The organism is Bacillus sp. FSL R7-0685, from assembly GCF_038002425.1.
GTDB lineage: Bacteria > Bacillota > Bacilli > Bacillales > Bacillaceae > Bacillus > Bacillus subtilis.
This window is the reverse complement of sequence record NZ_JBBOCN010000001.1, coordinates 1,372,524-1,399,103: the sequence shown is the minus strand read 5'-3', so window position 1 is coordinate 1,399,103 and position 26,580 is coordinate 1,372,524. Positions and strand designations below refer to the sequence as shown.

The 26,580-nt window shown below is 43.3% G+C and carries 26 protein-coding genes and 3 riboswitches; of the genes, 12 read left to right on the top strand and 14 right to left on the bottom strand.

Annotated features, from left to right (window positions below):
- Window positions 1-118 precede the first annotated feature (118 nt).
- From MKY50_RS07430 to MKY50_RS07420, 3 genes are all read left to right on the top strand, one after another.
- Window positions 119-2,521, top strand: a complete 2,403-nt coding sequence (locus MKY50_RS07430; protein WP_341116429.1) for an EAL domain-containing protein — start codon at window positions 119-121, stop codon at window positions 2,519-2,521.
- An 87-nt stretch (window positions 2,522-2,608) separates the two neighbouring features.
- A complete protein-coding gene (gene ku, locus MKY50_RS07425; protein WP_003245346.1) occupies window positions 2,609-3,493 on the top strand; it encodes a non-homologous end joining protein Ku in 885 nt (294 codons plus the stop codon).
- A 3-nt stretch (window positions 3,494-3,496) separates the two neighbouring features.
- Window positions 3,497-5,332, top strand: a complete 1,836-nt coding sequence (locus MKY50_RS07420) for a DNA ligase D (RefSeq protein ID WP_038427615.1) — start codon at window positions 3,497-3,499, stop codon at window positions 5,330-5,332.
- A 25-nt stretch (window positions 5,333-5,357) separates the two neighbouring features.
- On the opposite strand, the gene MKY50_RS07415 is transcribed toward MKY50_RS07420, so the two are convergent.
- Both MKY50_RS07415 and MKY50_RS07410 read right to left on the bottom strand, forming a co-directional pair.
- Window positions 5,358-6,371: a glycosyltransferase family 2 protein gene (locus tag MKY50_RS07415; RefSeq protein WP_015252230.1), complete on the bottom strand. Its 1,014-nt coding sequence runs from the start codon at window positions 6,369-6,371 to the stop codon at window positions 5,358-5,360.
- A 12-nt stretch (window positions 6,372-6,383) separates the two neighbouring features.
- The gene (locus MKY50_RS07410) at window positions 6,384-8,078 is read right to left on the bottom strand and encodes a DUF6044 family protein (RefSeq protein WP_014479610.1); all 1,695 of its coding nucleotides are present in this window, start codon (window positions 8,076-8,078) and stop codon (window positions 6,384-6,386) included.
- Between the two features lie 192 nt (window positions 8,079-8,270).
- On the opposite strand from MKY50_RS07410, the gene MKY50_RS07405 reads away from it, so the two are divergent.
- Complete coding sequence (locus MKY50_RS07405) at window positions 8,271-9,083, top strand: metallophosphoesterase (RefSeq protein WP_003245342.1); 813 nt, start codon at window positions 8,271-8,273, stop codon at window positions 9,081-9,083.
- Between the two features lie 27 nt (window positions 9,084-9,110).
- On the opposite strand, the gene MKY50_RS07400 is transcribed toward MKY50_RS07405, so the two are convergent.
- On the bottom strand, window positions 9,111-9,662 hold the full coding sequence (locus MKY50_RS07400; RefSeq protein WP_069323056.1) for a YkoP family protein: 552 nt from the start codon (window positions 9,660-9,662) through the stop codon (window positions 9,111-9,113).
- Between the two features lie 91 nt (window positions 9,663-9,753).
- On the opposite strand from MKY50_RS07400, the gene MKY50_RS07395 reads away from it, so the two are divergent.
- Window positions 9,754-10,875: an MGDG synthase family glycosyltransferase gene (locus MKY50_RS07395; RefSeq protein ID WP_069322546.1), complete on the top strand. Its 1,122-nt coding sequence runs from the start codon at window positions 9,754-9,756 to the stop codon at window positions 10,873-10,875.
- A 14-nt stretch (window positions 10,876-10,889) separates the two neighbouring features.
- On the opposite strand, the gene MKY50_RS07390 is transcribed toward MKY50_RS07395, so the two are convergent.
- From MKY50_RS07390 to MKY50_RS07380, 3 genes are all read right to left on the bottom strand, one after another.
- Window positions 10,890-11,354: a MarR family winged helix-turn-helix transcriptional regulator gene (locus tag MKY50_RS07390; protein WP_003232536.1), complete on the bottom strand. Its 465-nt coding sequence runs from the start codon at window positions 11,352-11,354 to the stop codon at window positions 10,890-10,892.
- A gap of 132 nt (window positions 11,355-11,486) precedes the next feature.
- Window positions 11,487-11,669, bottom strand: a complete 183-nt coding sequence (gene ykoL, locus MKY50_RS07385; protein ID WP_015252233.1) for a stress response protein YkoL — start codon at window positions 11,667-11,669, stop codon at window positions 11,487-11,489.
- Between the two features lie 87 nt (window positions 11,670-11,756).
- The gene (locus MKY50_RS07380) at window positions 11,757-11,912 is read right to left on the bottom strand and encodes a hypothetical protein (RefSeq protein ID WP_015252234.1); all 156 of its coding nucleotides are present in this window, start codon (window positions 11,910-11,912) and stop codon (window positions 11,757-11,759) included.
- Between the two features lie 194 nt (window positions 11,913-12,106).
- On the opposite strand from MKY50_RS07380, the gene tnrA reads away from it, so the two are divergent.
- A complete protein-coding gene (gene tnrA, locus MKY50_RS07375; RefSeq protein ID WP_003232541.1) occupies window positions 12,107-12,439 on the top strand; it encodes a MerR family transcriptional regulator TnrA in 333 nt (110 codons plus the stop codon).
- Window positions 12,440-12,481: 42 nt separating this feature from the next.
- Here the strand turns inward: tnrA and mgtE are convergent, their stop codons facing one another.
- From mgtE to ykoG, 7 genes are all read right to left on the bottom strand, one after another.
- Window positions 12,482-13,837 (bottom strand): magnesium transporter, encoded by a 1,356-nt coding sequence (gene mgtE, locus MKY50_RS07370; RefSeq protein WP_003232543.1) that lies wholly within the window; start codon window positions 13,835-13,837, stop codon window positions 12,482-12,484.
- Between the two features lie 17 nt (window positions 13,838-13,854).
- Window positions 13,855-13,977, bottom strand: a complete 123-nt coding sequence (locus MKY50_RS07365) for a hypothetical protein (protein WP_009967087.1) — start codon at window positions 13,975-13,977, stop codon at window positions 13,855-13,857.
- 91 nt (window positions 13,978-14,068) lie between these two features.
- A riboswitch (M-box (ykoK) riboswitch) is annotated at window positions 14,069-14,234 on the bottom strand.
- Window positions 14,235-14,341: 107 nt separating this feature from the next.
- The gene (locus MKY50_RS07360) at window positions 14,342-14,479 is read right to left on the bottom strand and encodes a transcriptional regulator SplA domain-containing protein (protein WP_003218541.1); all 138 of its coding nucleotides are present in this window, start codon (window positions 14,477-14,479) and stop codon (window positions 14,342-14,344) included.
- A gap of 82 nt (window positions 14,480-14,561) precedes the next feature.
- Window positions 14,562-15,074, bottom strand: a complete 513-nt coding sequence (locus MKY50_RS07355; RefSeq protein ID WP_230488548.1) for a PepSY domain-containing protein — start codon at window positions 15,072-15,074, stop codon at window positions 14,562-14,564.
- Between the two features lie 91 nt (window positions 15,075-15,165).
- A complete protein-coding gene (locus MKY50_RS07350) occupies window positions 15,166-15,846 on the bottom strand; it encodes a PepSY domain-containing protein (protein WP_230488549.1) in 681 nt (226 codons plus the stop codon).
- On the bottom strand, window positions 15,843-17,207 hold the full coding sequence (gene ykoH / locus MKY50_RS07345; RefSeq protein ID WP_151262147.1) for a two-component system sensor histidine kinase YkoH: 1,365 nt from the start codon (window positions 17,205-17,207) through the stop codon (window positions 15,843-15,845). The genes MKY50_RS07350 and ykoH overlap by 4 nt, the downstream gene beginning before the upstream one ends.
- Window positions 17,208-17,210: 3 nt before the next feature.
- A complete protein-coding gene (gene ykoG, locus MKY50_RS07340) occupies window positions 17,211-17,897 on the bottom strand; it encodes a two-component system response regulator YkoG (protein ID WP_341116421.1) in 687 nt (228 codons plus the stop codon).
- Between the two features lie 101 nt (window positions 17,898-17,998).
- Window positions 17,999-18,111: riboswitch (TPP riboswitch) on the top strand.
- Between the two features lie 95 nt (window positions 18,112-18,206).
- On the opposite strand from ykoG, the gene thiU reads away from it, so the two are divergent.
- From thiU to thiX, 4 genes are read left to right on the top strand one after another with little or no spacing between them, the layout of a single operon-like run.
- Complete coding sequence (gene thiU, locus MKY50_RS07335; protein ID WP_033884990.1) at window positions 18,207-18,809, top strand: HMP/thiamine ABC transporter substrate-binding protein ThiU; 603 nt, start codon at window positions 18,207-18,209, stop codon at window positions 18,807-18,809.
- Window position 18,810: 1 nt separating this feature from the next.
- Entirely contained in the window at window positions 18,811-19,410 is a 600-nt protein-coding gene (locus tag MKY50_RS07330) for an ECF transporter S component (RefSeq protein WP_029946399.1), read from the top strand.
- Window positions 19,397-21,040, top strand: coding sequence for an ABC transporter ATP-binding protein (locus MKY50_RS07325; RefSeq protein ID WP_341116416.1), 1,644 nt, complete (start codon window positions 19,397-19,399; stop codon window positions 21,038-21,040). The genes MKY50_RS07330 and MKY50_RS07325 overlap by 14 nt, the downstream gene beginning before the upstream one ends.
- Window positions 21,015-21,779: a CbiQ family ECF transporter T component gene (gene thiX / locus MKY50_RS07320; protein ID WP_213385246.1), complete on the top strand. Its 765-nt coding sequence runs from the start codon at window positions 21,015-21,017 to the stop codon at window positions 21,777-21,779. The genes MKY50_RS07325 and thiX overlap by 26 nt, the downstream gene beginning before the upstream one ends.
- A gap of 30 nt (window positions 21,780-21,809) precedes the next feature.
- On the opposite strand, the gene rsbRB is transcribed toward thiX, so the two are convergent.
- Entirely contained in the window at window positions 21,810-22,643 is an 834-nt protein-coding gene (gene rsbRB / locus MKY50_RS07315) for an RsbT co-antagonist RsbRB (RefSeq protein WP_003232560.1), read from the bottom strand.
- A 222-nt stretch (window positions 22,644-22,865) separates the two neighbouring features.
- Here rsbRB and isp point away from each other — a divergent pair, with 222 nt between their 5' ends.
- Both isp and metE read left to right on the top strand, forming a co-directional pair.
- Complete coding sequence (isp, locus tag MKY50_RS07310; protein WP_014479598.1) at window positions 22,866-23,825, top strand: serine protease Isp; 960 nt, start codon at window positions 22,866-22,868, stop codon at window positions 23,823-23,825.
- Between the two features lie 132 nt (window positions 23,826-23,957).
- Window positions 23,958-24,113, top strand: a riboswitch (SAM riboswitch).
- Window positions 24,114-24,240: 127 nt separating this feature from the next.
- Window positions 24,241-26,529 (top strand): 5-methyltetrahydropteroyltriglutamate--homocysteine S-methyltransferase, encoded by a 2,289-nt coding sequence (gene metE, locus MKY50_RS07305; RefSeq protein ID WP_085186169.1) that lies wholly within the window; start codon window positions 24,241-24,243, stop codon window positions 26,527-26,529.
- Window positions 26,530-26,580 lie beyond the last annotated feature (51 nt).

Sequence of the window (26,580 nt, the reverse complement as noted above, 5' to 3'; positions counted from 1 at the left end):
CTAAAAATAGATCTCCCTCGTATTTCTATCGTTTTGAAGGCTGAAACTCTGCGGTTAAGCAGCCGATAATAAAGAGAGTCAACAAGACTGGAACACACGATACGGGGGGAATCTCCATTTGGAAATACACGTTACATATAATACGACGCTCATATGTTTATCTATTCTAATTGCCTGTACCGCCTCGTATATTTCCCTTGAACTTTCAAGGAAAGTCACCATCAATACAGGCTTAAAAAGTAAAATTTGGCTGATCGGCGGCTCACTTATTATGGGATTCGGTATTTGGTCAATGCATTTTGTAGGGATGATGGCCGTCCATATGGAAATGCCGATGGAATATGAATTCATGCCTTTAATGGCAGCCATTGGCGCATCTGTTTCGGGATCATTTGTGTCATTATATTTTGTCAGCCGGCACATTCTTACATATTACAGACTGCTTACCGGATCAGTTGTGCTTGGCGCATCTATTGCTTCTATGCACTATATCGGAATGTCTGCCATTTCCCGGGTAATGATTGTTTACGAACCGATTTTATTTACAGTTTCAATTATCATTGCGATTGCAGCCTCTTTCGTCTCGTTAAAAATATTCTTTGACTTGGCCGTGAAAAAACATTCTGAGCATCTTATATTCTATAAAGTCATCAGTTCAATTGTAATGGGTATTGGGATTTCGGGCATGCACTACACAGGGATGCTTGCGGCAACTTTCCATAAGAACATGGCTCCGCCCGGAAGCCATATGGAGGTGCAAACGTTTCATTGGTCAATTTTTGTTACTTTAATTATTTTTTGTATCCAAACGTTATTGTTATTCAGTTCCCATGCAGATCGAAAGTTTATTAAACAGAGCGAACGCATAAAGGATAACGAACAGCGATTTCAGTCTTTAATCGTCCACAATATTGATGCAATCTTTATTTTATCATTAGAAGGAGACATAATATCTTCCAATCACGCTGGTGAGGAAATGATCAGCAAATTTGGCTTCAGCATGCATGACTGGAGGAATTATACATCACAGAAGATTAAGCGCCTTTTTGAGCAAGTTAAAAAAGATAAACAAGCGATGAACAGCGATAGCGATCTTATCACTGAAAAAGGCCAGTTCCACTTAAATATTACGCTTATACCTGTTGAGGTCAATCAGGAACTAGACAGCATTTATGTCATTTGCAAAGACATGACGAAGCAGTACAAAGCAGAAAAAGAAATCCATAGAATGGCTCATTATGATTCACTTACAGACTTACCTAACAGAAGGCATGCCATCTCTCATCTAACAAAGGTGCTGAATCGCGAGCATTCCTTGCATTATAACACCGTTGTATTCTTTCTCGACTTAAACCGGTTTAAAGTGATTAACGATGCATTAGGGCATAATGTCGGTGATCAACTGCTTCAGTTTGCAGCTAAACGCCTGTCATCTGTAGTCCCTGATAACGGATTTATCGCCCGTCTTGGCGGTGATGAATTTATTATTATATTAACAGACGCCAATACAGGAACAGGCGAAGCAGATGTTTTAGCAAGAAAAATTATCCAAATATTCAAAAAACCTTTCAAGATTCAAGATCACACCCTTGTCACATCTGTCAGTATCGGGATTGCGATATCTCCAAAAGACGGGACGGATGGCCTTGAATTGATGAAAAAGGCTGATATGGCGATGTATGCGGCTAAAGAACGAAACAAAAGCAAATACAGATACTATTCTTTTTCAATCGGCAACAAAGAAACCGTCAAGCTTAACCAAGAGATGGTACTCAGAGAAGCAATCGAAAACGATAGATTTGTCTTGCATTATCAGCCGCAATTCAGTGTAAAAAAACAAAAAATGACAGGAGCAGAAGCACTGATACGCCTTGTGACACCAGACGGGCAACTGCGTCCGCCCGGAGAATTCATCGGTGTCGCAGAAGAAACGGGACTTATTATTGATATCGGAAAGTGGATTATAGATGAAGCATGCAAGCAGGCAAGGATTTGGCACGACAAAGGCTATGATCTTTCTGTCGCCATTAATATTTCCGCCAGACAGTTCCAATCCGAAGATCTGATTCCCCTCATCAAGGATACGCTTAATAAATACCAGCTTCCTCCGCAGCTTCTTGAAGTGGAGGTGACGGAAAGCATGACAATGGACAATCTCGATCACTCCAAAAAGGTTTTGTCATCTCTTACAGAATTAGGAATCAGAATCAGTATTGACGATTTCGGTACTGGTCACAGCTCCCTTAGCTATTTGAAGGACTTCCCGATTCACAGGCTGAAGATTGACAAATCATTTATTGACGATATTCAGACCCATCCTAAATCAGAGCAAATTACCGGAGCTATTATTGCCATGGGGCATCAGCTGTCTTTGCAGGTGATTGCCGAAGGTGTGGAAAATGCAGCTCAAAAGCAGCTTCTTTTTGAAAAAGGCTGCGACCATTTGCAGGGCTTCTTTTTCAGCAGGCCAATACCTCCGGAACAATTCGAACAATTCATTATTGAACAGCCGTCGCAATAACAGCGCCGGCTTTTTTTCACCCATAAGTTACTACACATGAATCGTACTCCTTCTCTTCACACTAAAGAAAAAAAGGGGTTTATCGATATGCATACAATGTGGAAGGGATCGATCAGCTTCGGATTAGTAAACATCCCCATCAAGCTATATGCGGCCACAGAAGATAAAGATATTAAACTGCGCAGCCTCCATAAAGAGGATCACGCACCAATCAAATACGAGAAAGTTTGCACAAATTGCGAAAAAACTCTTAGTCCTGATGAAATTGTGAAGGGATATGAATATGTAAAAGGAAAATATGTAGTGCTGACAGACGAAGATTTAAAAAGCTTAAAACAGGAGCATGAGGAGAAAGCAGTTGAGATTGTTGACTTTGTTCAGCTTCAGGAAATTGATCCGATTTATTTTAACCGCTCCTACTTTGTCGGCCCCGGGGATAATGGGACGAAGGCCTATACCCTGCTGCGTGAGGCGCTGCGCTCAACCGGAAAGATCGGTATCGCCAATATGACAATCAGGTCAAAGCAGCAGCTGGCGATTCTCCGCGTTTATGAAAATTGTATCGTCATGGAGTCTATCCATTATCCCGATGAGGTCAGAAGCGCCGCTCAAGTCCCAGGTGTACCTGATCAATCGAATGTAAACGATAAGGAACTGCAAACTGCTATCACATTAATAGATGAACTGACTGCTAAGTTTGAGCCTGAGAAATATGAAGACACGTACCGACAGGCGCTGCTGCAAAGAGTCAACGACAAGCTAGAAAATAAAGAAACGGCTGTCACTCCTGATAAAGCGCCACCTCGTGAAGATGTCATTGACCTGGTAAGCGCTCTGCAAGCCAGCATCGACAGAACCAGAAGGCCGAACCGGGAGACACCGGCTGCCGCACCTGCACAAGCCGCTGAACCGAAAGGAGCCGGAGATAAAAAACAAAAAACAACTAGAAAAAAAGCCTCCGGCACATCATAGCGCATGGCGTTTACCATGCAGCCGGTCTTAACTTCGTCACCGCCAATCGGAGCAGAATGGCGTTACGAAGTAAAATATGATGGGTACCGCTGTATTCTCCGCATCCATTCTTCAGGTGTGACCTTAACCAGCAGAAATGGTGTGGAGCTCAGCAGCACCTTCCCTGAAATCACACAATTCGCCAAAACTGCCTTTCAGCACCTAGAAAAAGAGCTTCCGCTGACACTTGACGGTGAAATCGTATGTTTGGTGAATCCCTGTCGTGCAGATTTTGAACACCTTCAAGTGCGGGGGCGTTTGAAAAGGCCAGACAAGATTCAGGAATCGGCAAACGCGCGGCCGTGCTGCTTTCTCGCCTTTGATTTGTTAGAGCGAAGCGGAGAAGATGTAACGCTTCTTTCGTATTTGGACCGCAAAAAATCGCTGCGTGAACTCATATCCGCAGCAAAGCTTCCTGCATCTCCAGATCCTTACGCAAAAGAAACCATTCAATCCATTCCCTGTTATGATCATTTTGATCAACTCTGGGAGATGGTAATAAAATATGACGGAGAAGGAATTGTAGCGAAGAAAACAAACAGCAAATGGCTTGAAAAGAAGCGGTCGTCCGATTGGCTCAAATATAAAAACTTTAAACAAGCTTATGTTTGCATAACAGGGTTCAACCCTAACAACGGGTTTCTGACGGTATCGGTGTTAAAAAACGGAATAATGACACCGATTGCCTCTGTCTCGCACGGAATGCGCGATGAGGAAAAAAGCGCTATACGCGAGATTATGGAACAGCACGGACATCAAACACCCTCAGGCGAGTTTAAGCTTGAACCTTCGATTTGTGCAGCTGTTCAATACTTAACAATTCTCCATGGCACATTAAGAGAGGTATCGTTTATCGGTTTCGAATTCCAAATGGACTGGACCGAATGCACGTATGCGCAAGTCATACGACACTCCAAACCGGTTCACCCAAAACTCCAGTTCACAAGCCTGGATAAAATCATATTTGAAAAGAATAAAAAAACAAAAGAAGATTTTATTCAGTATATGATTGAAGTCAGTGACTACCTGCTCCCATTTCTGAAAAACCGGGCTGTCACCGTCATCCGCTATCCGCATGGATCTAGGAGCGAATCATTTTTCCAAAAAAACAAGCCGGACTATGCGCCGGATTTTGTTCAGTCCTTCTATGATGGAAGCCATGAACATATTGTCTGTGAGGATATGTCTACATTGTTATGGCTTTGCAACCAGCTTGCTTTGGAGTTTCACGTTCCTTTTCAAACCATTAAAAGCAGGCGTCCGGCTGAGATTGTCATTGATTTAGACCCGCCTTCGCGAGATGACTTTCTTATGGCCGTGCAGGCCGCAAATGAACTGAAGCGGCTGTTGGATTCCTTTGGCATCACATCGTACCCGAAGCTGTCCGGCAACAAAGGCATCCAGCTTTATATTCCCTTGTCTCCCGAGGCATTTACGTATGAAGAAACACGCCAATTTACGCAGCTGATCGCAGAGTACTGCACCAATGCATTTCCCGAGCTCTTTACCACTGAACGCTTGATTAAAAACAGACACTGCAAATTGTATCTTGATTATTTGCAGCATGCAGAAGGAAAAACGATTATCTGTCCCTATTCGACGAGAGGAAATGAGCTTGGGACTGTTGCAGCCCCGCTCTACTGGCATGAGGTGCAATCATCTTTAACACCCGCTCTGTTTACAATTGATACGGTCATCGATCGAATTAAGAAGCAGGGCTGCCCATTTTTTGATTTTTACCGCAACCCGCAAGACGAACCGCTTAGCGCTATATTGCATCAGTTGAAGAAAAAGAGCTGACTAATGAAGTCAGCTCTTTCCGTGTTTAACTGTACTTTTTTTCTAACCGCTCTTTTTCCTGGCGCTGAAGCGGGCTCAGCTGTTCATTATACAAATCAATATCAATCGCGTATTTCGGCCGTCTTTTCACTTCAGAAAAAATCGTTCCAATATACTCTCCGATGATTCCAATTCCCATCAATTGCAGCCCGCCCAAAAACCAAATGGATATGATAAGAGACGCCCAGCCTGCATTCGTATGGCCGAGCAGCTTTTGAATAAACGCGCCAATCCCTGCCACAGCGCTGAGGAAAAACAAAACAAACCCTAAAAGCGTAAAGAATCGAATTGGTGCGACACTGAATGAAGTAATCCCGTTAAAAGCGAAGGATAGCATCTTTTTCAGCGGATATTTCGTTTTGCCGGCAAAGCGTTCCTTGCGGTCATACAAAACTTCGGCCGATTTAAAGCCGATCATGGGGACAATACCTCTTAAAAACAGATTCGCTTCCGGATAACGCTCAAGCTCTTCAAGGGACCTTTTATTCATTAAACGAAAATCAGCATGATTATAAATTAATTTAATCCCAAGTTTATTCATGAGACGATAAAACCCTAACGCGGTCGTGCGCTTGAAAAAGGTATCGGTTTTTCTGCTCCGGCGTACACCGTAAACGATCTCGCAGCCCTCATGATATTTCAGCATAAAATCCCGGATCACAGAGATGTCGTCCTGAAGATCAGCATCGATCGAAATGACGCAGTCTGACCTATTCTTCGCTTTATGCAGTCCGGCTAAAAGCGCTTTTTGGTGGCCGACATTGCAGGCTAATTTTAAGCCGGTAACCTTCTTGTTTCTTATGCTCTCCATAGCAATTAAAGCCCAAGTGCGGTCTTTGCTGCCATCATCGACAAACAGAATTTTACTGTCTTCAGCAATTAATTTTTCTTCAATTAAATCATCTACAACCTCTGTCAGCTGACGGCTTGTTTCTTGAAACACTTCCTCTTCATTGAAACACGGGACGACGATGGTTAATACTGGCTGTGACTGTTTCAATCGATATCCTCCTTATCTTGTTTCATATAAATAAATGCGCCAGGCGGAATCTTTATGGTCAAACGTCTTTACGAGCGCGAGATGGTTTTGTTCAGCATTCATGATCGGAACTGAAGAAAAAATGTACCGTCCGCCCATTTTTTTAAATACATCTGTATTTAATTGAAGGTTGTTGATCGTTTTCTTCGAGTTCTTTTTGAAATCATATCGTTTACCGAGTTCATCGACAAAAAGGTAGCAGCGGCTGCCCCATTCATCAAAGTATTGTTTCAGCCGAGAATTTTTTTCCAGCTCTTTTTCGATGATTTTCCTAAATTCATATTTATATGAAAGCGGATACAGATTGTTATACGTATCTAACGTATAAAACCCGTTATATTGGGCGATAGACGGATGCAGTCCGATGCTCGCCACCCTGTACGAATCCTGCGGACGTCCGATATATTCCTTAATCTCTTTGAATTGCTCCGATGCATAAAACTCCTTGAATGTCGGCGCGTTGTAATGAACGCCATACGTATATTCTTCATTAAAAGGCGCCAACACCATCAGCTGTGCAGCGACTGCGGCGTACACAAGCCATTTCCATCCTTTCCCCATCCGCCAAATGAGATATAAAGCAAGCGCAAAGCTCACGTATATAACAAGCGGCCGAAGAAAATGAAAACGGGCAAAATTAAATTCTGCTAAAAAGGCAAATTTCTGCTTTGGAACAGCCCAAATTTTGTTGAACCAAAACGCATACCATAATGACAATCCGTAATTAAGCACACATAAAAACAGATAAACATTTTCTGGCTTTGTCCGATTTCGTTTGAACAGCAGAGCAGCAAATACGACCAGCAGGATCGGAAGGATGACAACGGTATGAACGGTCATCACATGATTATGGCCATAGACAAAGTTTTTTACGGATAGCCGAAGAGAATGCCAAACGTCATGCCTGGATGAGATAAATTCGATACGATGCATCGGTGCGTGTTCAAACAGCATCGAATAGACAAGCCGATATTCAACGAAAAGATAGATACTCGTCATAAATGCAATACTGCCTAAGAACATCAAATTCCATCTTCTTTTTGTAATGGCATCATACAGCCAAAAACACGCCATCCCTGCCAGGAAAAAGAAGAAGCCTAGAACAAAGCTTGAGTATAGAGGGAGCAAGCCCAGCGTCAGCCACTCTCTCCATGAGATATCCCCTTTTCGGATATTTAAAAAAGCCCACAGTGCCAAAGGGTACCCAAGCGTACTCAGCATTCCCGAAGGCCAGAACGGTGTTAAGGCAAATGCAAGCGATACGCCAATTCGGATGAAAGCCGCTTTTGGTTCCGGGATTATATGTTTCTTCAGCAGCACATACATTCCAAAAAAAGCGACAACTCTTGTAACCGTCTGGCTTATTGCATAGGCGGTCATGGAAGAAAAGAAAGCATGGAGCCAAACAATTCCGCTCCACTCGGTGCCAAAGGCATCCCGGGGCAGCCCGTTAATGATTTGCGGAATGGCAGCGTCAACCTTGCCGACGATTTCTCCGCTATCGGCCAGAACCTTGTACCAAGCGATGTTGGAATCTAAATTATCGTGGACCCGGATATGGGCATCTTCCTTTAAAATAAAAAGCGGGGATACATACAATAAAAGAAGAAATAATGCGATCCAGAGATAATATGTTTCTTTTTTTTGTTGTCTCATCAATCGTAACATTGCTTACACATCCATTTGTTATTCTGACTCCGTCGGCATGTTCTGCCTCATGTGTCAAAATTTATTATCCCTTTTCCCTTCCAAATCATTCATCATATGACAATCCGTTTTTCAACCTGTCTCTACCCATTAATTCCCGCTATCCATAGGGCTTGATCACTTACTATACTGATAGAAGGGAGGGGATATATTTTGTTTACAATCTTACTTTCATTGGCCATACTCGTATTTGTGCCATTTCTATATAAAGCGAACCGCAATACAAAAGATGTGAAAGTCAACACCATTTCAATCGACCAAAAAGACGGCCTTCCAGCCAGAAAAAAATTAAATATCCTTCATTTATCAGATCTTCACTTGGAAAACATTTCAGTCTCACCTGAGGAGCTGTATCATTTAACAAAAGATCAGCCTGTGGACATCATTGCTCTTACCGGGGATTTTCTTGATCGGAAACGTAATATTCCGAAGCTGGCAGGTTACTTGAACGCCTTGCAAAAGCTGAAGCCTGCATATGGAATGTACGCGGTGTTCGGTAACCACGATTATGTATTAAAAGAAGAGGACTTTCAGAGATTGAAGCGAGTTTTAGAGGAAAACGGCTGTATCACGCTGCAAAATGAACATGTTCGAATCGAGACGGCTGCAGGGCCAGTCAATATTATCGGCATTGATGATTACAGTACGAATCGGAGTAATATCACCGGCTCTTATCAAAGTCTGGAAAATGGCTATCATCTTGTCTTAACACATGACCCAAATATTATTCTGGATATGAAAGATGTTCATTATGATTACCTGCTGTCAGGGCATTTTCACGGCGGGCAAATTCACTGGCCAAAACCGTATCATTTGGTGAAAATGGGCAAGCTCGTGCGGATGAACATGATTAAAGGCCTTCATTATCATCACGATAAACCATTTTATATCAGCGAAGGCTTGGGACAAACCGGCGTAAATATCCGTGTCGGAAGCCGCCCTGAAGTGACATTTCATCAGATTTAATCAAAAAAGACTGTGCTGACCGAGGCATCAGTCTTTTTTTTGATAGGTTTTCTGCAGCTTTTCTTTTGAGATAAACAAATAGGATGAATTCGGTAAATGCCGCAATCTCACAGGCTTTGAAGTCAAATATAAAATCGGCACATGAGACACTTTTTTAAAGCATCTGTAAAAAGGGTTCACCGGGGTGATCACATCAAAGCCGAGCCTTTCCACACCTTTGTCAAGCATTGTAATCCCAATGATTCCTTTGATTTTCTCGCTTTTTTTATGATTGTTGATATAGTCAAGAAGAAGCGGCATCGATTGATATACTTTCTGATAAATAATGATTCCTTTTCTGACCGCGCTCTCAATGCTTTGCAGTTCTCTTATCAGCTTAATATTGTGCAGATGAATTTTAACGAGCACATCATTTTTTCTAATATGCGTTCCATCGCTCAGTACGACATGATGTCCTTTATACTTCGTCAGCCTGACTCGAAAAACGCTTTTTTGATCGTTGTCAATCAAGCTTAGCCTTGAAAAAAAGAAATAAATCGGATCAACCATTCTCCAAATGGAAAGGAAACAGGTTTTCATCTTTTCACCTTCCTTGTGATCAAAGACACCCTTATATTTTGTGAACGTTCTCCTCAAAATATAGTTGCCATATTTTTTAAGGAGGACTGTCATGAAAAACATTCTCATTTTTCCTTTTTTAAGCATTTCCACCGGCCATCATCATGTGGCTGATGCATTGCAGGCTGAATTAGAGTCTCAAGGGCTGGCAGCTGAAAAGATTGATATCTTTTCACATGCGTATAGGCGGTTAGAAAAATTGTCCTCCGTGGCTTATTTAAAATGGATTCAATATTTCCCGAAAACGTACAGCGGCATTTACAGGCTCCTCGCCTGCGGAGAATTTCAGCATGACAAACGCTATTTCATGTACGAATGGCTGTTCACACAGCAAATGAGGCACATTCTCCAAGAAAAACAGCCTGATATCGCCTTCTGCACACATGCGCTGCCTTCTTATCTGCTGAACCGATTAAAGCCTGAATATCCGAATCTGACGGTTGTAAATGTATACACTGATTTTTTCGTAAATCAATTATGGGGACGGAAGAACATTGATTACCATTTTGTTCCGAGCACGGAAGTAAAGAAGCAGCTAATATCAGAGGGGATCGATCAGAACAACATATACTTGACCGGTATTCCAGTTCACCGAAATTTTGAAATGGAATCAGCAGATACCTTGCAGCACCACCCGCCATATACCATCATCATCACAGGGGGCAGTATGGGGGTCGGTGGGATTTTAAAATGGGTGCAGGAACTGTCGCCAGGCGGAAAGATCTTATACAAAATATTATGCGGCAGAAACGAAAAGCTCTACTCCTATGTCAAAAGTTTACACCACCCCTTGATTGAGGCGATTCCTTACCTTCACAGCAAAGCAGAGATGAACCGTTTGTACGAACAGGCGACAGGCATCATGACTAAACCCGGAGGCGTGACCATCAGTGAATGCTTACAGAAACGGCTTCCGGTATTTATTTATCATGCACTGCCGGGACAGGAGGAAATGAATTTAAACCTCCTACATGAAAGGAAGCTCGTCACAGATATGAGAAACTGGGACATGCAGAAAGCAGAAGAGTATATCGCGGCATTTTTTCAATCGAACGAACAGAGGAAGGAGTATAAAAAACACGTCAATGGATACCTTGGCGAAATGTCTGATAGGAAGATTGAAGATGTTTTAAAAAGAATCATATGGAATCAAAAAAACACTCTCCTGAAATAGAGAGTGTAGAATAGTTAACGAAACAGCAAATGCTGGCTGTGTATGCCTGCTTTCTTGAGCAGGACGATCAGCTGGTCCTGTTCATCAGGCGAAAGACCTGAAAACGCTCTCGCAATACGCAGTGCATGAATCGGATAAATTTTATCCAAATACTCATTTCCTTTGTCAGTTAAATGTGCGTAAACAGAGCGTTTATCTTTCGGGTCCTGCTCCCTAACTAAAAACCCGTTTCTTTCTAGTTTGTCAATAACATATGTGACGTTTCCGCTTACAAGCAGAAGTCTCGACCCAATTTGCTGTAATTTTTGCGGGCCTCTTGTGTACAGGAGTTCCAGTACAGCAAATTCAGTGGGATTAAAACCGTGCTCTTTGCTATCACGGATACTATGTTCGGACACACTTTTGAAAGCCCTTGCAAAAACTCTGTACAAATTCATCGCACGCTCAACTTCTTCTTCGTTAAACGATAATCTCATCATATCTACCTCGTATATAGGATTTTTATAAAAAAATAATGAAAACCCTTACATATAATAAGAGTTCAGTCCCTTACTATACGTATTCGCTATAATTCGAGAAATTCCTTCTAAAAGCAAAAAAATCCTTATACATTATCTTGTATAAGGATAATTTTTATGATTTGTAATGCTTCGAAAGAAATAAGCATATTCTTTCCGAAGCTCAGAAATCGTCATTTTGTTCATGACCTCTTTATTATAAACCCCAATCTGATAGAGTTTTTCAGAATAATGGCTTCGTTCTTTTTCTAAAGCGGATTTCAATAAATTACTCATAGCGTCCTCCTTCATTTTGAGGTATCCTATACAAAAGATACTCTTTTTAAATGAACGTGGTATGAATCTAATGTAAAGAATTTATGTTTACGAAGATTTTCGGTATTGTCCGTTTTGAACCGATCTTAATAATTGAAAAGCCTGTTCTCCGGCAAGCTGCATAAACGTCTCCAGCATTTCATCACGCCTGATATCCAACTCTATAATTTCTTTTGCCAGTGAGACCGCTTTTTCTTCCTCCATGATTATCCTTCCTCCTCGTTTGATTCGTTACATAAAGGATAAAACGCGCTTGGGTGTTACGCATTATTCTTGTTAATTTTTCTTCCGTATTTTTTCAAAAATCTTCTATTTGATGTTAGAAAATATGACAAGCGTCAGGTTTTTTCTCTTTGTTTTTTATATACTATTATCAAAAGACATCCAGGGGTGGAAAAATGACCACAGAAGATCATTCTTATAAAGACAAAAAAGTGATTTCAATCGGAATTGTGAGTGAATTGACAGGATTGTCCGTAAGACAGATCAGGTATTATGAGGAACGAAAGCTCATTTACCCGCAGCGTTCTTCAAGGGGGACAAGAAAATACTCCTTTGCCGATGTGGAGCGGCTGATGGATATCGCCAATAAGCGTGAAGACGGCGTACAGACGGCAGAGATTTTAAAGGATATGCGCAAAAAAGAACAGATGTTAAAAAACGATCCGCAAGTGCGGAAAAAAATGCTGGAGGGGCAGCTTAATGCTCACTTTCGGTACAAAAACCGTTAAATAATAAAAGTCCGGCTCGCAGTTGAGACGGACTTTTTACGTTTATAATGAGTGAATGAATGCAGTGGCAATGCCAAAGTAGATTAATAAAGATAAAATATCGTTTAACGTTGTAATCAGCGGTCCAGAAGCAATCGCCGGGTCTACTTTCAGTTTGTGCAAAATAATAGGGATAATCGTTCCTGACATCGTGCCGATGATTAAGGTTAAGAACAGTGAAGAGGCGACAACAAATCCCAAAAGCGCATTCCCCTGCCATATGATAGAAACAATCGCAATCAGCACAGAACAAACCGCTCCGATAAAAATACTTGTTCTGAACTCCCGGAAGATCAGGCGCACAATCGTTTTTTTGTTCATTTCTTCTTTAGACAAACCTCTGATAACAACCGCGAGAGATTGTGTTCCCGTATTTCCTGTCATCCCTGACACCATCGGCATGAAAAACGCAAGCGCGACAACCTGCTTCAGCGCGTCTTCAAAATAGCTGATAATGCTTCCTGAAATCAGTCCGATAAACAAGAGTAAAATCAGCCATGGCAGGCGCCGGTATGCCGCCACGTAAGCTTTTGTGTCAAAGGTGATGTCTTTACCGGAAGCGGCAAATTTTTCGTAATCCTCATCAGCTTCCCGAATAACGACGTCGATAATATCATCGACCGTCACAATGCCGACAAGCACGTTGTTTTCTTCTACAACCGGTATTGCCAAAAAATCGTAACGTTCAATCAGGCGGGCAACTTCTTCCTGGTCCTGAAGAGCATCTGCTGATATGACGCGGGTAAACATTAAATCCTGCACCTTTTCTTCAGGTTCACCCAGAATCAAATCGCGGTAGGAAAGAACCCCAACCAGCTGTTTGCTTTCATTAATAACATATAAGTAGTTGATCGATTCAGCTATTTCAGCGAAGCTTTTCAGTTTGACGACCGCGTCTTTTACCGTGTAATGCTGAGGAATCCACACATACCGGTTTGTCATCATGCGTCCCGCTGAATCAGCCGGGTAATTCATCAAGAGCTGTACAGCTTTTGATTCTGACGCTTCCATGCTGGACAAAAGCTGTTCCTTCAGTTCTTCGTCCATTTCTTCAAGCAATTGAGCGAGGTCATCGTTGTCCATTTTGTTCATCGCCAGTGTTGCTTTTGTTTTTCCGACTTTATTTAAGACGACAAGCTGAAATTCGCGTTCCAGCTCCCCGATCATATCAGTGATATCGTCTACAGTTAAATAAGATAAATAGCGGGCGCGGTGTTTTTCCGGCATTTCTTTAAAAATAAATGCCATGTCATAGGGCTGAAGCTCATCAATAACACTTCTGAAATCCCTGATTTTCCCGTCTCGCAGTAAAATAATGATGCGTAAAATGAGTTCGTCATAGGTCATGTTTTGAACCATCGGGACTCGTACCTCCTCTACGGAGACGTGCCGGCCTCGCCAGAAGGTGCGGCAGTTCGTCTCCTCATCGTGTAATCAATTGTCTTGCTGTCATAGTATATGGGTACTTCTTCAGATTGACTCGAATGGGGAGAATCCATACTCCGCACCTCCTTTGATTGGTTTCGTTTTAAAGGCATAAAAAAAGCCTTCGGGATTGAAGGTGAAAGAAGCACGGCAAAAAAAGCGTGCGGGCGCCTTCAATCGTAGAGCTTTAGCACTGTATGGCATAGGACAAGCATCCAGCTGCATTAAAAATCACCTTATGTCGATGATTTCTGTTGACCCATTGGCGTCTTTGGACATTTTTGGGCAGCAGCGTATCTCCATACAGGAGCCTCACCTAACGAAGTTCCTAATTGAATTGACACACTGAGATTACAGAAAAAAACAAGCTGTGTCAACTCAAAAAAGTAATAAATGCGCTTACATCACAATTACGGAACAAAACAAGGGCCAAAGCCCTTATTCTGTTGTTTGTGTCTCGTCATCTTCAGAAAGCAAATGATACGTTTCATGAAGAAATAAGGCATACTCTCCTTCCTTCGTCGGATGAGGGACATATTCAGCCTGATTGATGTATTGCTCCTCTTTCTTTTCCATGCGTTTCGCCTCCTTTTCTACTTAGATTGTCCAAAAGAAGGTTTCTTATCATGAAAAACCCCCGCTGCAGCGGGGGTTTTGATTAGTCATCTATCTCCTGTTTGATAATGCGTCCATCTTTTGCGGAAATTTCAAATTCTGTCTCAGTTCCTTGCTTTGTTTGGATTTCCATTTCATAGATGTAAGCACCGTCATCTTCGTCAAGCTTACTTTCTGTTACGGTTCCACCTGTTTGCTTTAAAGCAATTGCTTCTGCTTCTTCTTTGGTTATGGCGACTTGTTCTGCTTTCTCCTTTAGCGGGTCATTAAGCGCTTGTTTTGTATGAATATCTACATAAACGTCGTAGTCTTCACCTTCTTTTTCAATCTCCACTTCATAGACTTCTTTACCGTTGTAAAGGTCTCTGTCAATGTCTTCTACTGTGCCGTCAACAACTGTTTTAGCAATTGCTTCTGCTTCTTGTTCAGTGAGTGCATCCGTCTTAGAAGAAGCCTGTCTGTTTTCATTGTTTTCTTTGGCAAACGCGTTGTAGCTGAATCCTCCGGCCGCTAGGCACCCTGCTAAAAGACCGACCATCCATTTTTTCTTGAGCATTTGTGAGTCCTCCTTTGTTTTGTATGAGTACAGTTTACACACTCAACATGAAAGGAAAACGAGAGCAAGATGAGAATTTGATGAGAAACCGTCAGTCTTCATACACAATGTTAGCTACCTTTCCTGTGTAGGCATTGATTTTCACTGTCGCTTCCTTATTATCAGGAAGATCAACGTCTACTTCAAAGATGAGAGTGCCCTCACTTTCTTCGAGATCTGCGTCATCCGCTGTTCCACCCGTTTTTCGCTCTGCAATTGTTTTGGCTTCTTTTTTCGTAATCGGCGTTTTTTGTTGAGCTTTGCTGCTGATTTGATCGGCAGACAAGACTGTTTTTGCCTGCATGTCTACCTTCACTTCGTATGTTTTCCCGTCTTCTTTTTGTATGGTATAAGTGGCAACTCGACTTTGTCGTGTTTGTTTTTTGACCGTTCCCGGCACTCGCTCAAGCGCGAGATGCTCGGCTTCTTTTTCTGTCATGGCAGATGGATTCACTGCTTTTACTCTATTCATTGAAAGAATGTCAGCCGATATTGCGTCTGCTTTTACAAAGTAAGTTCCCTTTGGATTTTCAAGGGTTATATCATATGTTTTTTTATCCTTTGATTGAGTTGCTTTCGTGACCTTGCCTTCATAGGAGGCTTCGACTTTTTTTACGACAGTCTCCTTTGACAATACGTTCTCATGGGTTTGCCGAATGATGAGAAACGTACAGATGATGACAACTAAAATGGCTGCTGCAGCAAAAGATACTATTTTTATTGTTTTAGTCATCGGCCTCCCCCATTCTGTTCGCTGAATTGCATGGTGACAGCTGTTCCTTGTCCCGGCTTGCTTTTGACAGACAGCTCAATGCCATGCTCATCGGCGATTTGCTTGGCAATGGAAAGGCCTAAACCCGTTCCGCCTGTTTTTCGATTTCGTGCCTCATCTGCCCGGTAGAACCGTTCGAACAAATGCGGGATATGCTCCTCAGGTATTCCGATGCCTTCATCCCTCACTGACAGAAATGGCCGTCCATTCCTCGTTCCGGCTGACATCTCAATAGGCTTTTCACTATACTTTATTGCATTATCAAGCAAAATGGTCAACAGCTGCTTGATGCGTTCTTCATCAGCCTTTACAAGCAGGCTCTCTTTATCTGTTTCAAGCAATATGTCACGCTGATAAACGGGCTGGAGCGTTTGCATAACCGCGCGCGCCGCTTCAATCAGATCGATTGTTTTCAGATCAAGCTCAAGCTCTTGATGACTTTTGGCCAGCGCCAAAAGCTGATTGGTCAGTTTTTTCATATGCACCGCTTCTGAGTGAATGGCTTCTATCGACTCCTCAAGCACCTCCGGCTTTTTTGCCCCCCACCGCTTCATCAGGCTGCTGTAGCTTTCTATAATGGTGAGCGGGGTTTTCAATTCGTGTGAAGCATCTTGAACAAATTGCTGCTGTTTATCATAGTGCTCCTTCAGCATCATTGCCATTTCATTAAATGTCAGCCCCATTTGATACAATTCATCGTTGGACTGTCCTTCTAAAGAAATCGTTTTAAATTCTTTGTCTCGCTGTATGTCTTTCATTGTGATCATTAATCGTCTGATCGGATTGATGATTCGGCGGGCTAGCAAGCTGCCTGCAAAAAAAGAAGCAATGCAGACAGCAGCACTTGCAGCGATTAAGATGATTTTCAACAGAAACAGACTCTCTTCTGTGTTCTCAAGCCTTTCAACCAGCTGAAGAGAAACCACTTGTCCATCGGTCCAAATCACCGGAACAGCAGCCTCGGCAAACAGCTTGCCGTCATGTTTCCTCACATCTGCCGTTTCTCCGCTATGAAAAGAGAGAGGAAAATCTTTATAGGCTTTTTCTTTTGTGATCGTCATAACGGCTTTTTGATCACCATTCACTACACGCACCATGCCATTTGCCGGAAGATAGGCCTGCAGCATATCCTGCAAAGCCACTCCTTCTGTTTCAGCGGCACGCAGCGCTTCGGCAATGTTATCCGTCTCATCAGCAAGCCGGGATGCATCCTTTGATGTCAGCGCAGACGAAAAAATGAGATAGACTGCGGTATGAACCAAAATTAATAAAATCAACAGTGATATTGATGTGTATAGATGAATCTTTGTCTTCAGCTTCATCGTTTACCCCTTAATGGCATAGCCGACCCCGCGAATCGTATGGATCAGCTGTTTTTCGTAAGGATAGTCCAGTTTTTTTCTGATGTATCTTATGTAGACGTCCACGACATTTGTATCACCGATATAATCAAATCCCCATACCGAGCTTAGAATTTGCTCCCGTGTCAGCACTTGCTGCGGATGCTTTAGCATATAGACGAGTAAATCAAATTCTCGCGGCGTTAATTCCACCTCTTTGTCTCCGCGTCTCACTTCACGGGTTTTTTCGTTCACCCGTAGATCGTCATATGTTAGAAAGGTGCCGATATCTTCCGTTTTTGTTCCATTTTGCCGCAGCACCGCCCTGATTCTCGCAAGCAATTCCTCGATTTCAAACGGCTTGGTGACATAGTCATTTGCACCGATGTCCAGACCTGTTACCTTATCAGGAATACTGTCTCGCGCCGTTAATAATATGACCGGTGTCTGCGAATCCGTTTTTCTCAAGCGGCGCAGCACTTCCAGTCCGCTAAGCCCCGGAAGCATGACATCAAGAAGCACCAAGGAATACCCGCCCTCCGCTGCCGCATCCAGACCTTCTGTGCCATTTTGTTTGATGGTGACGCTGTATCCTTCATATTCCAATTCAAGCTGAAGAACCCTGGCGATTTTTTCTTCATCTTCCACAATTAATATGTGTCCTTTTTCCAAATTTGATCATCCTCTCCCGTCCCTATTTGAAAAAAATGATTTCGTTGTTTACAAAATGATTCTTATCATCTATTATGATGTCAAAATAAAAAATTGTATACGGAAAGCACTAGGGGTGCTGTTTTGGCTGAGATAAAGCGCGAAAGAAACGCGCTTTGATCCCTTATGACCCGATCTGGATAATACCAGCGTGGGGAAGTGCAGGTTGACCGAATGGTGTATTTTTTGTGCGCTTAATCGATCTATGACTGCATATTCCCTTAGGATATGCAGTTTTTTATTTTACCAAAAAAACAGGAGGTCGGAGAAATGGAGCATATTTGCGGTACAAGCAGAATCGCCGGTTTTCGCTTCTCTTTATATCCGATGACGGATGATTTTATCAGTGTGATCAAGTCTGCGCTGAAAAAAACAGATACATCCAAGGTATGGACGAAAACCGACCATATCAGCACGGTGTTACGCGGATCGATTGATCATGTATTCGATGCTGCAAAAGCCATTTACCTTCATGCAGCAAACAGCGAAAAACACATCGTCATGAACGGCACGTTTTCCATTGGATGCCCGGGTGACACACAGGGGGATACATATCTTTCCAAAGGCGATAAGCGTGTCAATGAAGATGCTGTCCGAGGCTTGAAGGCGGAAGCGCCGTGCCAATTTGCCCTTTATCCAATGAACGAGCCGGATTATATGGGATTGATTATGAAGGCTGTCGACATTGCAAAAGCCCAAGGCACTTTCGTACAGAGTGTCCATTACGCGAGCGAGCTTGACGGGGATGCGCATGACGTATTCAGCACATTGGAAGCCGTTTTCCGCATGGCCGAGCAGCAAACAAACCATATCACCATGACTGTGAATCTTTCGGCTAACAGTCCATCAAGAAAAAACAGAAAGCAGGGATAAAATGAAAAGCTGGAAAGTAAAAGAAATTGTCATCATGTCCGTTATCAGTATCGTATTTGCCGTTGTTTATTTATTATTTACACATTTCGGAAACGTGCTTGCAGGTATGTTTGGGCCAATCGCCTATGAACCGATTTACGGCATTTGGTTTATCGTTTCTGTGATCGCCGCGTACATGATTCAAAAACCGGGTGCGGCGCTCGTTTCTGAAATCATTGCCGCTCTCGTTGAGTGCCTGCTGGGAAATCCGTCTGGCCCGATGGTCATCGTGATTGGCATTGTTCAAGGGCTCGGGGCTGAGGCTGTATTTCTTGCAACACGCTGGAAAGCATACTCTCTCCCTGTCCTTATGCTGGCCGGTATGGGGTCTTCAGTAGCCAGCTTTATCTATGATCTCTTTGTTTCTGGCTATGCAGCCTATTCACCAGGTTATCTGCTCATTATGCTTGTGATCCGTCTCATTTCCGGCGCGCTTTTGGCGGGGCTTCTCGGAAAAGCTGTCAGCGACTCTCTCGCTTATACAGGTGTGTTAAACGGAATGGCACTCGGAAAGGAACTGAAAAAGAAACGGAAGCGGGCGTCAGAACATGCAAGCCTTTGATGAGCTTCTGACGGTTGAGCAGCTCAGCTTCTCTTATGAAGAAGACGAGAAACCGGTTTTTCAAGACATTTCGTTTGAGCTTCAAAAAGGAGAATGTGTTTTATTATTAGGACCGAGCGGATGCGGTAAAAGCTCGCTCGCCCTTTGTTTAAACGGTCTATATCCGGAGGCTTGCGACGGCGTTCAGTCCGGACATGTCTTTCTATTTCAAAAGCCGGTCACAGATGCTGAAACCTCCGAAACGATTGCTCAGCATGCCGGGGTCGTTTTTCAGGATCCTGATCAGCAGTTCTGCATGCTGACGGTGGAGGACGAAATTGCGTTCGGGCTGGAAAATCTGCAAATTCCAAAAGAAGCAATGACAGAGAAAATCAACGCCGTATTAGAAAAATTACGCATTACCCATTTAAAAGAAAAAACGATCTCAACCCTTTCAGGAGGACAAAAGCAGAAAGTGGCTCTCGCCTGTATTTTGGCGATGGAGCCTGAGCTTATTATTTTAGATGAGCCGACCTCTCTTTTAGACCCTTTCTCAGCGCGGGAGTTCGTTCATCTGATGAAGGATCTTCAGCGGGAAAAAGGTTTCAGCCTCCTCGTCATTGAGCACCAGCTTGATGAATGGGCGCCTTGGATTGAGAGAACGATCGTACTCGACAAATCAGGCAAAAAGGCGCTGGATGGCCTGACGAAAAATCTATTTCAGCATGAAGCGGAGACACTAAAGAAATTGGGCATCGCCATTCCAAAGGTCTGTCATCTGCAGGAAAAGCTGAGTATGCCGTTTACTTTATCAAAAGAGATGCTGTTCAAAGAGCCTATTCCTGCCGGGCATGTCAAAAAGAAGAAAGCCCCTTCTGGGGAGAGTGTGCTTGAAGTCAGCAGCCTTTCGTTCGCGAGAGGACAGCAGGCGATTTTCAAAGACATCAGCTTTTCGTTGCGCGAAGGCTCTTTAACGGCGCTTGTCGGTCCGAACGGAACTGGAAAATCGACGCTCCTATCAGTTCTGGCCCGTCTCATGAAACCGCAAAGCGGCAAAATCCTTCTCTATGATCAGCCGCTGCAGAAATATAAAGAAAAAGAATTGCGTAAACGGATGGGATTTGTTTTTCAAAACCCTGAGCATCAATTCGTCACCGATACGGTGTATGATGAGCTTCTGTTCGGCCAGAAAGCAAATGCTGAAACTGAGAAAAAAGCGCAACACCTGCTGCAGCGTTTTGGTCTTGCACATTTGGCTGATCATCATCCGTTTGCGATCAGCCAAGGGCAAAAACGGCGACTGAGCGTTGCTACTATGCTCATGCATGACGTAAAGGTTTTATTATTAGACGAACCAACCTTTGGCCAGGATGCCCGCACAGCGGCTGAATGCATGGAAATGATTCAGCGTATCAAGGCAGAGGGAACCGCTGTCCTTATGATTACACACGATATGGAGCTAGTCTCTTCGTATGCTGACAGCGTGCTTGTCCTTCACGATACAGGCCTGGCCTTTGACGGATCTCCAGCGCAGTTGTTTTCTCAAGAAACAAGGCTTGTCAAAAAAGCAAAGCTCACCCTTCCCCTTCTATATGAATGGATGGCATTTCAAGAGGAGGTGCGTGATGAAGCAGCCGTTACATCTCATTAATCCGACTGTGAAAGCGGCGGCGGTTTTTTGTTGTGTCGTCATGCTGTCGTTTATTTACAACCCTTACACTCCGGCATGTTTTTATATCATCATCGTTGCGGGCGTTCTACTATCGGCCGGAATCCCATTGAAAAAATGGTTGTTGTTCACGATTCCGTTTTTGGTTTTAGCATTCGGATGCGTGTGGACAGCCGCAGTTTTTGGAAAGGTGCCGACAACACCGGATAATTTTTTGTTTCAAGCAGGCCCTATCTCAATTAACAGCGATAATGTGTCTGTCGGCATCTCCCTTGGGTTTCGTATTTTATGCTTTTCCGCCTTATCGATGATGTTTGTTTTTACAACCGATCCGATTTTATTTATGCTGAGCCTTGTCCAGCAGTGCAGGCTCTCACCAAAGCTCGCGTACGGTGTCATTGCAGGCTTTCGCTTTCTTCCGCTGTTAAAGGATGAGATCCAGCTGATTCAGCAGGCTCATAAAATCAGAGGAGGAGCGGCGGAGAGCGGCATCATTAAGAAAATCAGTGCGTTAAAACGATATACCATACCGCTATTGGCAAGCGCCATCAGAAAAGCGGAACGGACAGCGCTTGCGATGGAATCTAAAGGTTTTACAGGAAGCAGAAACCGGACATATTATAGGAAATTGAGCGTGAACCGGCGCGACTGGGTGTTCTTTTGCCTCGTCCTCTTATTATTCGCGGGATCCTTTCTCGTATCTTTATGTTTCGCATCATAAAAAATCCGCTATCACAGATAGCGGATTTTTTTATTGATGATAGTTTAATGCTTGGGCAAGGTTGGTTTTAATGGTAATATTCGAAAAGTCAATCCCCAGCTGTACAGCAGTTTGCGCAATTTCAGGCCTGATTCCTGACAGGGTTGACCGGACACCGATCAGATTAAGCGCCTCAATCAATTTAAAGATCTGGTGCGCCACCATCGTATCCACCACAACAACACCTGACAGATCGATTAACAGATGCTCCACACGTCTTTTCGCACAAGCTTGAAGCGTGTTTTCCAGAATAAACTTCGCCCGTTCGGTATCAATGTCACCGACGAGGGGCAGCAAAGCTGTTGATTTGCTCAGGGTAATGACAGGTGAGCTTAATTCCAATATCATTTCTCTTTGGGCGTTTAATTGCTGCTTGGCATTCATTTCAGCGTGATCAACGAATGTATAAATGGTGAAATCAAATACTTTTACAATCAAATCTGCCCATTTTTGCTTCTCTCCCGGTTCAAACGCTGATTCATTTTCTTCTGCGAACTTCTCAAAATACTTCGTATATAATCTCCTGTTTCTCATAAACTCCCGAATGACATACTGAACCGGTGTGTCGAGATGTTTTTGATCGTTGGTCAGCTCAATGACCCACTCTTGAAACTCTTCGAGAAATTGTTTTTCCGGTAAAACATACATGTAATTCAGATGCCGGTAAAATTCTCTGTCCTGCTCTTTCAATTCTTCCGTTACTGTTGCATTATGTAGGGCGTAAAGCGAATTCGGATCACTTTCCTCCATCGTTTCAATCCATTCCTCGGCCATTTGTTCCACATGCTCTGAAAAAAATGCATATAATTTTTCATTCAGTTTCATGACACTGCTCCTTTCCCCAACACTATTATAACTTGACTTACAGTTGAATCCCAGTCATACACGCCGAAGCCATCCAATATTTTGAAAATTACTAATTCTTTGGTGTGTCTCCTATTTTTTCAAAATACTTCAAATGGCTCTGTCCGAGCGCTTGTTTTTTTCATATAATATGAGGCAACACCCTTGAATCCACTTGAAAGCATAAAAAAGGAGGGCTTTTTTATGAATGGTGAAATCCGCTTGATCCCGTATGTGACGAATGAGCAGATCATGGATGTAAACGAGCTTCCTGAGGGCATTAAAGTGATTAAGGCGCCAGAAATGTGGGCAAAAGGGGTAAAAGGCAAAAATATTAAAGTTGCTGTATTAGACACGGGCTGCGACACAAGCCACCCTGATTTAAAAAATCAAATCATCGGCGGAAAGAACTTCACGGATGACGACGGCGGCAAGGAAGATGCGATTTCCGACTACAACGGACACGGCACACACGTCGCCGGAACGATTGCAGCTAATGATTCAAACGGAGGCATTGCCGGAGTCGCGCCTGAGGCAAGCCTATTGATTGTGAAGGTTCTTGGCGGCGAGAATGGCAGCGGACAATACGAATGGATAATTAACGGCATCAACTACGCGGTGGAACAGAAAGTTGACATCATCTCAATGTCCCTTGGAGGGCCAAGCGATGTGCCAGAGCTGGAAGAAGCAGTGAAAAACGCAGTCAAAAACGGAGTGCTTGTCGTTTGTGCAGCGGGAAATGAAGGTGACGGCGACGAACGCACAGAAGAGCTTTCCTACCCCGCAGCTTATAATGAAGTGATTGCAGTTGGATCTGTTTCTGTAGCGCGAGAATTATCAGAATTTTCTAACGCGAATAAAGAGATTGACCTTGTGGCACCAGGAGAAAACATCTTATCCACCCTTCCCAACAAGAAGTACGGTAAGCTGACCGGCACTTCAATGGCTGCCCCTCATGTCAGCGGTGCGCTTGCTTTAATCAAAAGCTATGAAGAAGAATCATTTCAAAGAAAGCTTTCTGAATCTGAGGTTTTCGCACAGCTAATCCGCAGGACACTTCCTCTTGATATTGCAAAAACGCTGGCAGGCAATGGATTCCTGTATTTAACAGCTCCTGATGAGCTCGCAGAAAAAGCAGAGCAATCACATTTGTTGACCCTATAAGATTATTTTTCTTATATAATATACACCACATCATGTAAATAAAAATTTCAAATTCTATGTTGACAATGAATTTGAATTACTGTTAAGATTACCAACAAATGATTCAACTTTTCAAAAAATTAATAACATTTTCTCTTATCGAGAGTTGGGCGAGGGATTGGCCTTTTGACCCCAACAGCAACCGACCGTAATACCATTGTGAAATGGGGCGCACTGCTTTTCGCGCCGAGACTGATGTCTCATAAGGCACGGTGCTAATTCCATCAGATTGAATCTGAGAGATGAGAGAGGCAGTGTTTTACGCAGAAAAGCCTCTTTCTCTCATGGGAAAGAGGCTTTTTGTTGTGAGAAAACCTCTTAGCAGCCTGTATCCGCGGGTTAAAGAGAGTGTTTTACATATAAAGGAGGAGAAACAATGACAACCATCAAAACATCGAATTTAGGATTTCCGAGAATCGGACTGAACCGGGAATGGAAAAAAGCACTTGAAGCGTATTGGAAAGGCAGTACTGATAAAGATACGTTTTTGAAGCAAATCGACGAACTATTTTTATCCGCAGTAAAAACACAAATTGACCAGCAGATTGATGTTGTGCCTGTTTCTGATTTCACACAGTATGACCATGTACTCGACACAGCAGTCAGCTTCAACTGGATTCCGAAACGTTTTAGACATTTGACTGACGCTACCGATACATACTTCGCTATCGCCCGCGGAATCAAAGACGCCGTATCTAGTGAAATGACAAAATGGTTTAATACAAATTACCATTACATCGTTCCGGAATATGACGAGAGCATTGAGTTCCGTCTGACAAGAAACAAGCAACTCGAAGATTATCGCCGGATCAAACAGGAATACGGTGTGGAAACAAAGCCTGTGATTGTCGGCCCTTATACGTTCGTTACGCTTGCTAAAGGCTATGAACCGTCTGAAGCAAAAGCGATCCAAAAACGCCTTGTGCCATTATATGTACAGCTTTTGAAAGAGCTTGAAGAAGAAGGCGTAAAATGGGTTCAAATCGATGAGCCGGCGCTCGTTACCGCCTCTAGTGAAGATGTCCGCGGCGCAAAAGAATTATTTGAAAGCATTACAAGTGAGCTTTCATCCTTGAATGTGCTTTTGCAGACGTATTTTGATTCTGTTGATGCTTATGAAGAGCTGATCTCTTACCCGGTTCAGGGAATTGGCCTTGATTTCGTTCACGACAAAGGCAGAAACCTGGAACAGCTTAAAACACATGGCTTTCCGACAGACAAAGTGCTGGCAGCCGGCGTTATCGACGGACGCAACATTTGGAAAGCGGACCTTGAAGAGCGTCTCGATGCCGTTCTTGATATTCTCAGCATTGCAAAAGTTGATGAACTGTGGATTCAGCCTTCCAGCAGCCTGCTACATGTTCCAGTAGCGAAACACCCTGATGAGCATTTGGAAAAAGACCTATTGAACGGATTATCCTACGCAAAAGAAAAGCTGGCCGAGCTGACAGCTTTGAAAGAAGGCTTAGTATCAGGAAAAGCGGCGATCAGCGAAGAGATTCAGCAGGCTAAGGCTGATATCCAGGCGCTTAAACAGTTTGCAACAGGCGCCAATTCTGAACAAAAGAAAGAGCTTGAGCAATTAACTGATAAAGACTTCAAGCGTCCGATTCCGTTTGAAGAACGTTTAGCCCTGCAAAATGAATCTCTCGGCCTTCCGCTTTTGCCGACGACAACGATCGGCAGCTTCCCGCAGTCTGCTGAAGTGCGGAGCGCACGCCAAAAATGGCGGAAAGCTGAGTGGTCCGATGAACAGTATCAAAACTTTATCAATGCGGAAACAAAAAGATGGATTGATATTCAGGAAGAATTGGGGCTTGATGTCCTTGTTCACGGCGAATTTGAACGGACAGACATGGTCGAATACTTCGGTGAAAAGCTGGCCGGTTTCGCCTTCACTAAATATGCCTGGGTTCAATCATACGGCTCACGCTGTGTCCGCCCGCCAGTCATTTACGGAGATGTTGAATTTATTGAACCGATGACAGTGAAAGACACAGTCTACGCACAGTCATTGACTTCCAAGCATGTAAAAGGAATGCTGACGGGCCCGGTTACAATCTTAAACTGGTCTTTCCCTCGAAACGATATCTCGAGGAAAGAAATCGCCTTCCAAATCGGGCTTGCCCTTCGCAAAGAAGTTAAAGCGCTTGAAGACGCAGGCATTCAAATCATTCAAGTCGATGAACCAGCGCTGCGTGAAGGCCTTCCATTGAAAACCCGCGATTGGGATGAGTATTTGACTTGGGCGGCAGAAGCATTCAGATTAACCACTTCTTCCGTGAAAAACGAGACACAAATTCATACACATATGTGCTACAGCAACTTCGAAGATATCGTTGATACAATCAATGATCTTGATGCCGATGTGATTACAATTGAACATAGCAGAAGCCACGGAGGATTTTTAGATTACTTAAAAAACCACCCGTATTTGAAAGGGCTTGGCCTTGGTGTATATGACATTCACAGCCCTCGTGTGCCGTCAACTGAAGAAATGTACAATATTATCGTTGATGCGCTTGCCGTCTGTCCGACTGACCGCTTCTGGGTAAATCCGGACTGCGGATTGAAAACAAGACAGCAGGAAGAAACGGTTGCAGCATTGAAAAACATGGTTGAAGCCGCAAAACAGGCAAGAGCACAGCAGACACAGCTAGTATAATTTGAAAAAACCATCTGCATTTGGCAGATGGTTTTTTTCTATAATACAACC

Bases quoted from the DNA above. Each gene is read 5' to 3' on its own strand.
- MKY50_RS07365 (WP_009967087.1), bottom strand. From the start codon at position 13,977: ATGGATTCTCCCCATTCGAGTCAATCTGAAGAAGTACCCATATACTAT.
- MKY50_RS07350 (WP_230488549.1), bottom strand. From the start codon at position 15,846: ATGACTAAAACAATAAAAATAGTATCTTTTGCTGCAGCAGCCATTTTA.
- isp (WP_014479598.1), top strand. From the start codon at position 22,866: ATGAATGGTGAAATCCGCTTGATCCCGTATGTGACGAATGAGCAGATC.
- MKY50_RS07355 (WP_230488548.1), bottom strand. From the start codon at position 15,074: ATGCTCAAGAAAAAATGGATGGTCGGTCTTTTAGCAGGGTGCCTAGCG.
- ykoH (WP_151262147.1), bottom strand. From the start codon at position 17,207: ATGAAGCTGAAGACAAAGATTCATCTATACACATCAATATCACTGTTG.
- MKY50_RS07390 (WP_003232536.1), bottom strand. From the start codon at position 11,354: ATGATGAGATTATCGTTTAACGAAGAAGAAGTTGAGCGTGCGATGAAT.
- MKY50_RS07330 (WP_029946399.1), top strand. From the start codon at position 18,811: ATGAAAAGCTGGAAAGTAAAAGAAATTGTCATCATGTCCGTTATCAGT.
- ku (WP_003245346.1), top strand. From the start codon at position 2,609: ATGCATACAATGTGGAAGGGATCGATCAGCTTCGGATTAGTAAACATC.
- rsbRB (WP_003232560.1), bottom strand. From the start codon at position 22,643: ATGAAACTGAATGAAAAATTATATGCATTTTTTTCAGAGCATGTGGAA.
- MKY50_RS07410 (WP_014479610.1), bottom strand. From the start codon at position 8,078: ATGTTACGATTGATGAGACAACAAAAAAAAGAAACATATTATCTCTGG.
- metE (WP_085186169.1), top strand. From the start codon at position 24,241: ATGACAACCATCAAAACATCGAATTTAGGATTTCCGAGAATCGGACTG.
- MKY50_RS07400 (WP_069323056.1), bottom strand. From the start codon at position 9,662: ATGAAAACCTGTTTCCTTTCCATTTGGAGAATGGTTGATCCGATTTAT.
- thiX (WP_213385246.1), top strand. From the start codon at position 21,015: ATGAAGCAGCCGTTACATCTCATTAATCCGACTGTGAAAGCGGCGGCG.
- MKY50_RS07395 (WP_069322546.1), top strand. From the start codon at position 9,754: ATGAAAAACATTCTCATTTTTCCTTTTTTAAGCATTTCCACCGGCCAT.
- MKY50_RS07380 (WP_015252234.1), bottom strand. From the start codon at position 11,912: ATGGAGGAAGAAAAAGCGGTCTCACTGGCAAAAGAAATTATAGAGTTG.
- MKY50_RS07360 (WP_003218541.1), bottom strand. From the start codon at position 14,479: ATGGAAAAGAAAGAGGAGCAATACATCAATCAGGCTGAATATGTCCCT.
- ykoL (WP_015252233.1), bottom strand. From the start codon at position 11,669: ATGAGTAATTTATTGAAATCCGCTTTAGAAAAAGAACGAAGCCATTAT.
- mgtE (WP_003232543.1), bottom strand. From the start codon at position 13,837: ATGGTTCAAAACATGACCTATGACGAACTCATTTTACGCATCATTATT.
- thiU (WP_033884990.1), top strand. From the start codon at position 18,207: ATGGAGCATATTTGCGGTACAAGCAGAATCGCCGGTTTTCGCTTCTCT.
- tnrA (WP_003232541.1), top strand. From the start codon at position 12,107: ATGACCACAGAAGATCATTCTTATAAAGACAAAAAAGTGATTTCAATC.
- MKY50_RS07325 (WP_341116416.1), top strand. From the start codon at position 19,397: ATGCAAGCCTTTGATGAGCTTCTGACGGTTGAGCAGCTCAGCTTCTCT.
- MKY50_RS07420 (WP_038427615.1), top strand. From the start codon at position 3,497: ATGGCGTTTACCATGCAGCCGGTCTTAACTTCGTCACCGCCAATCGGA.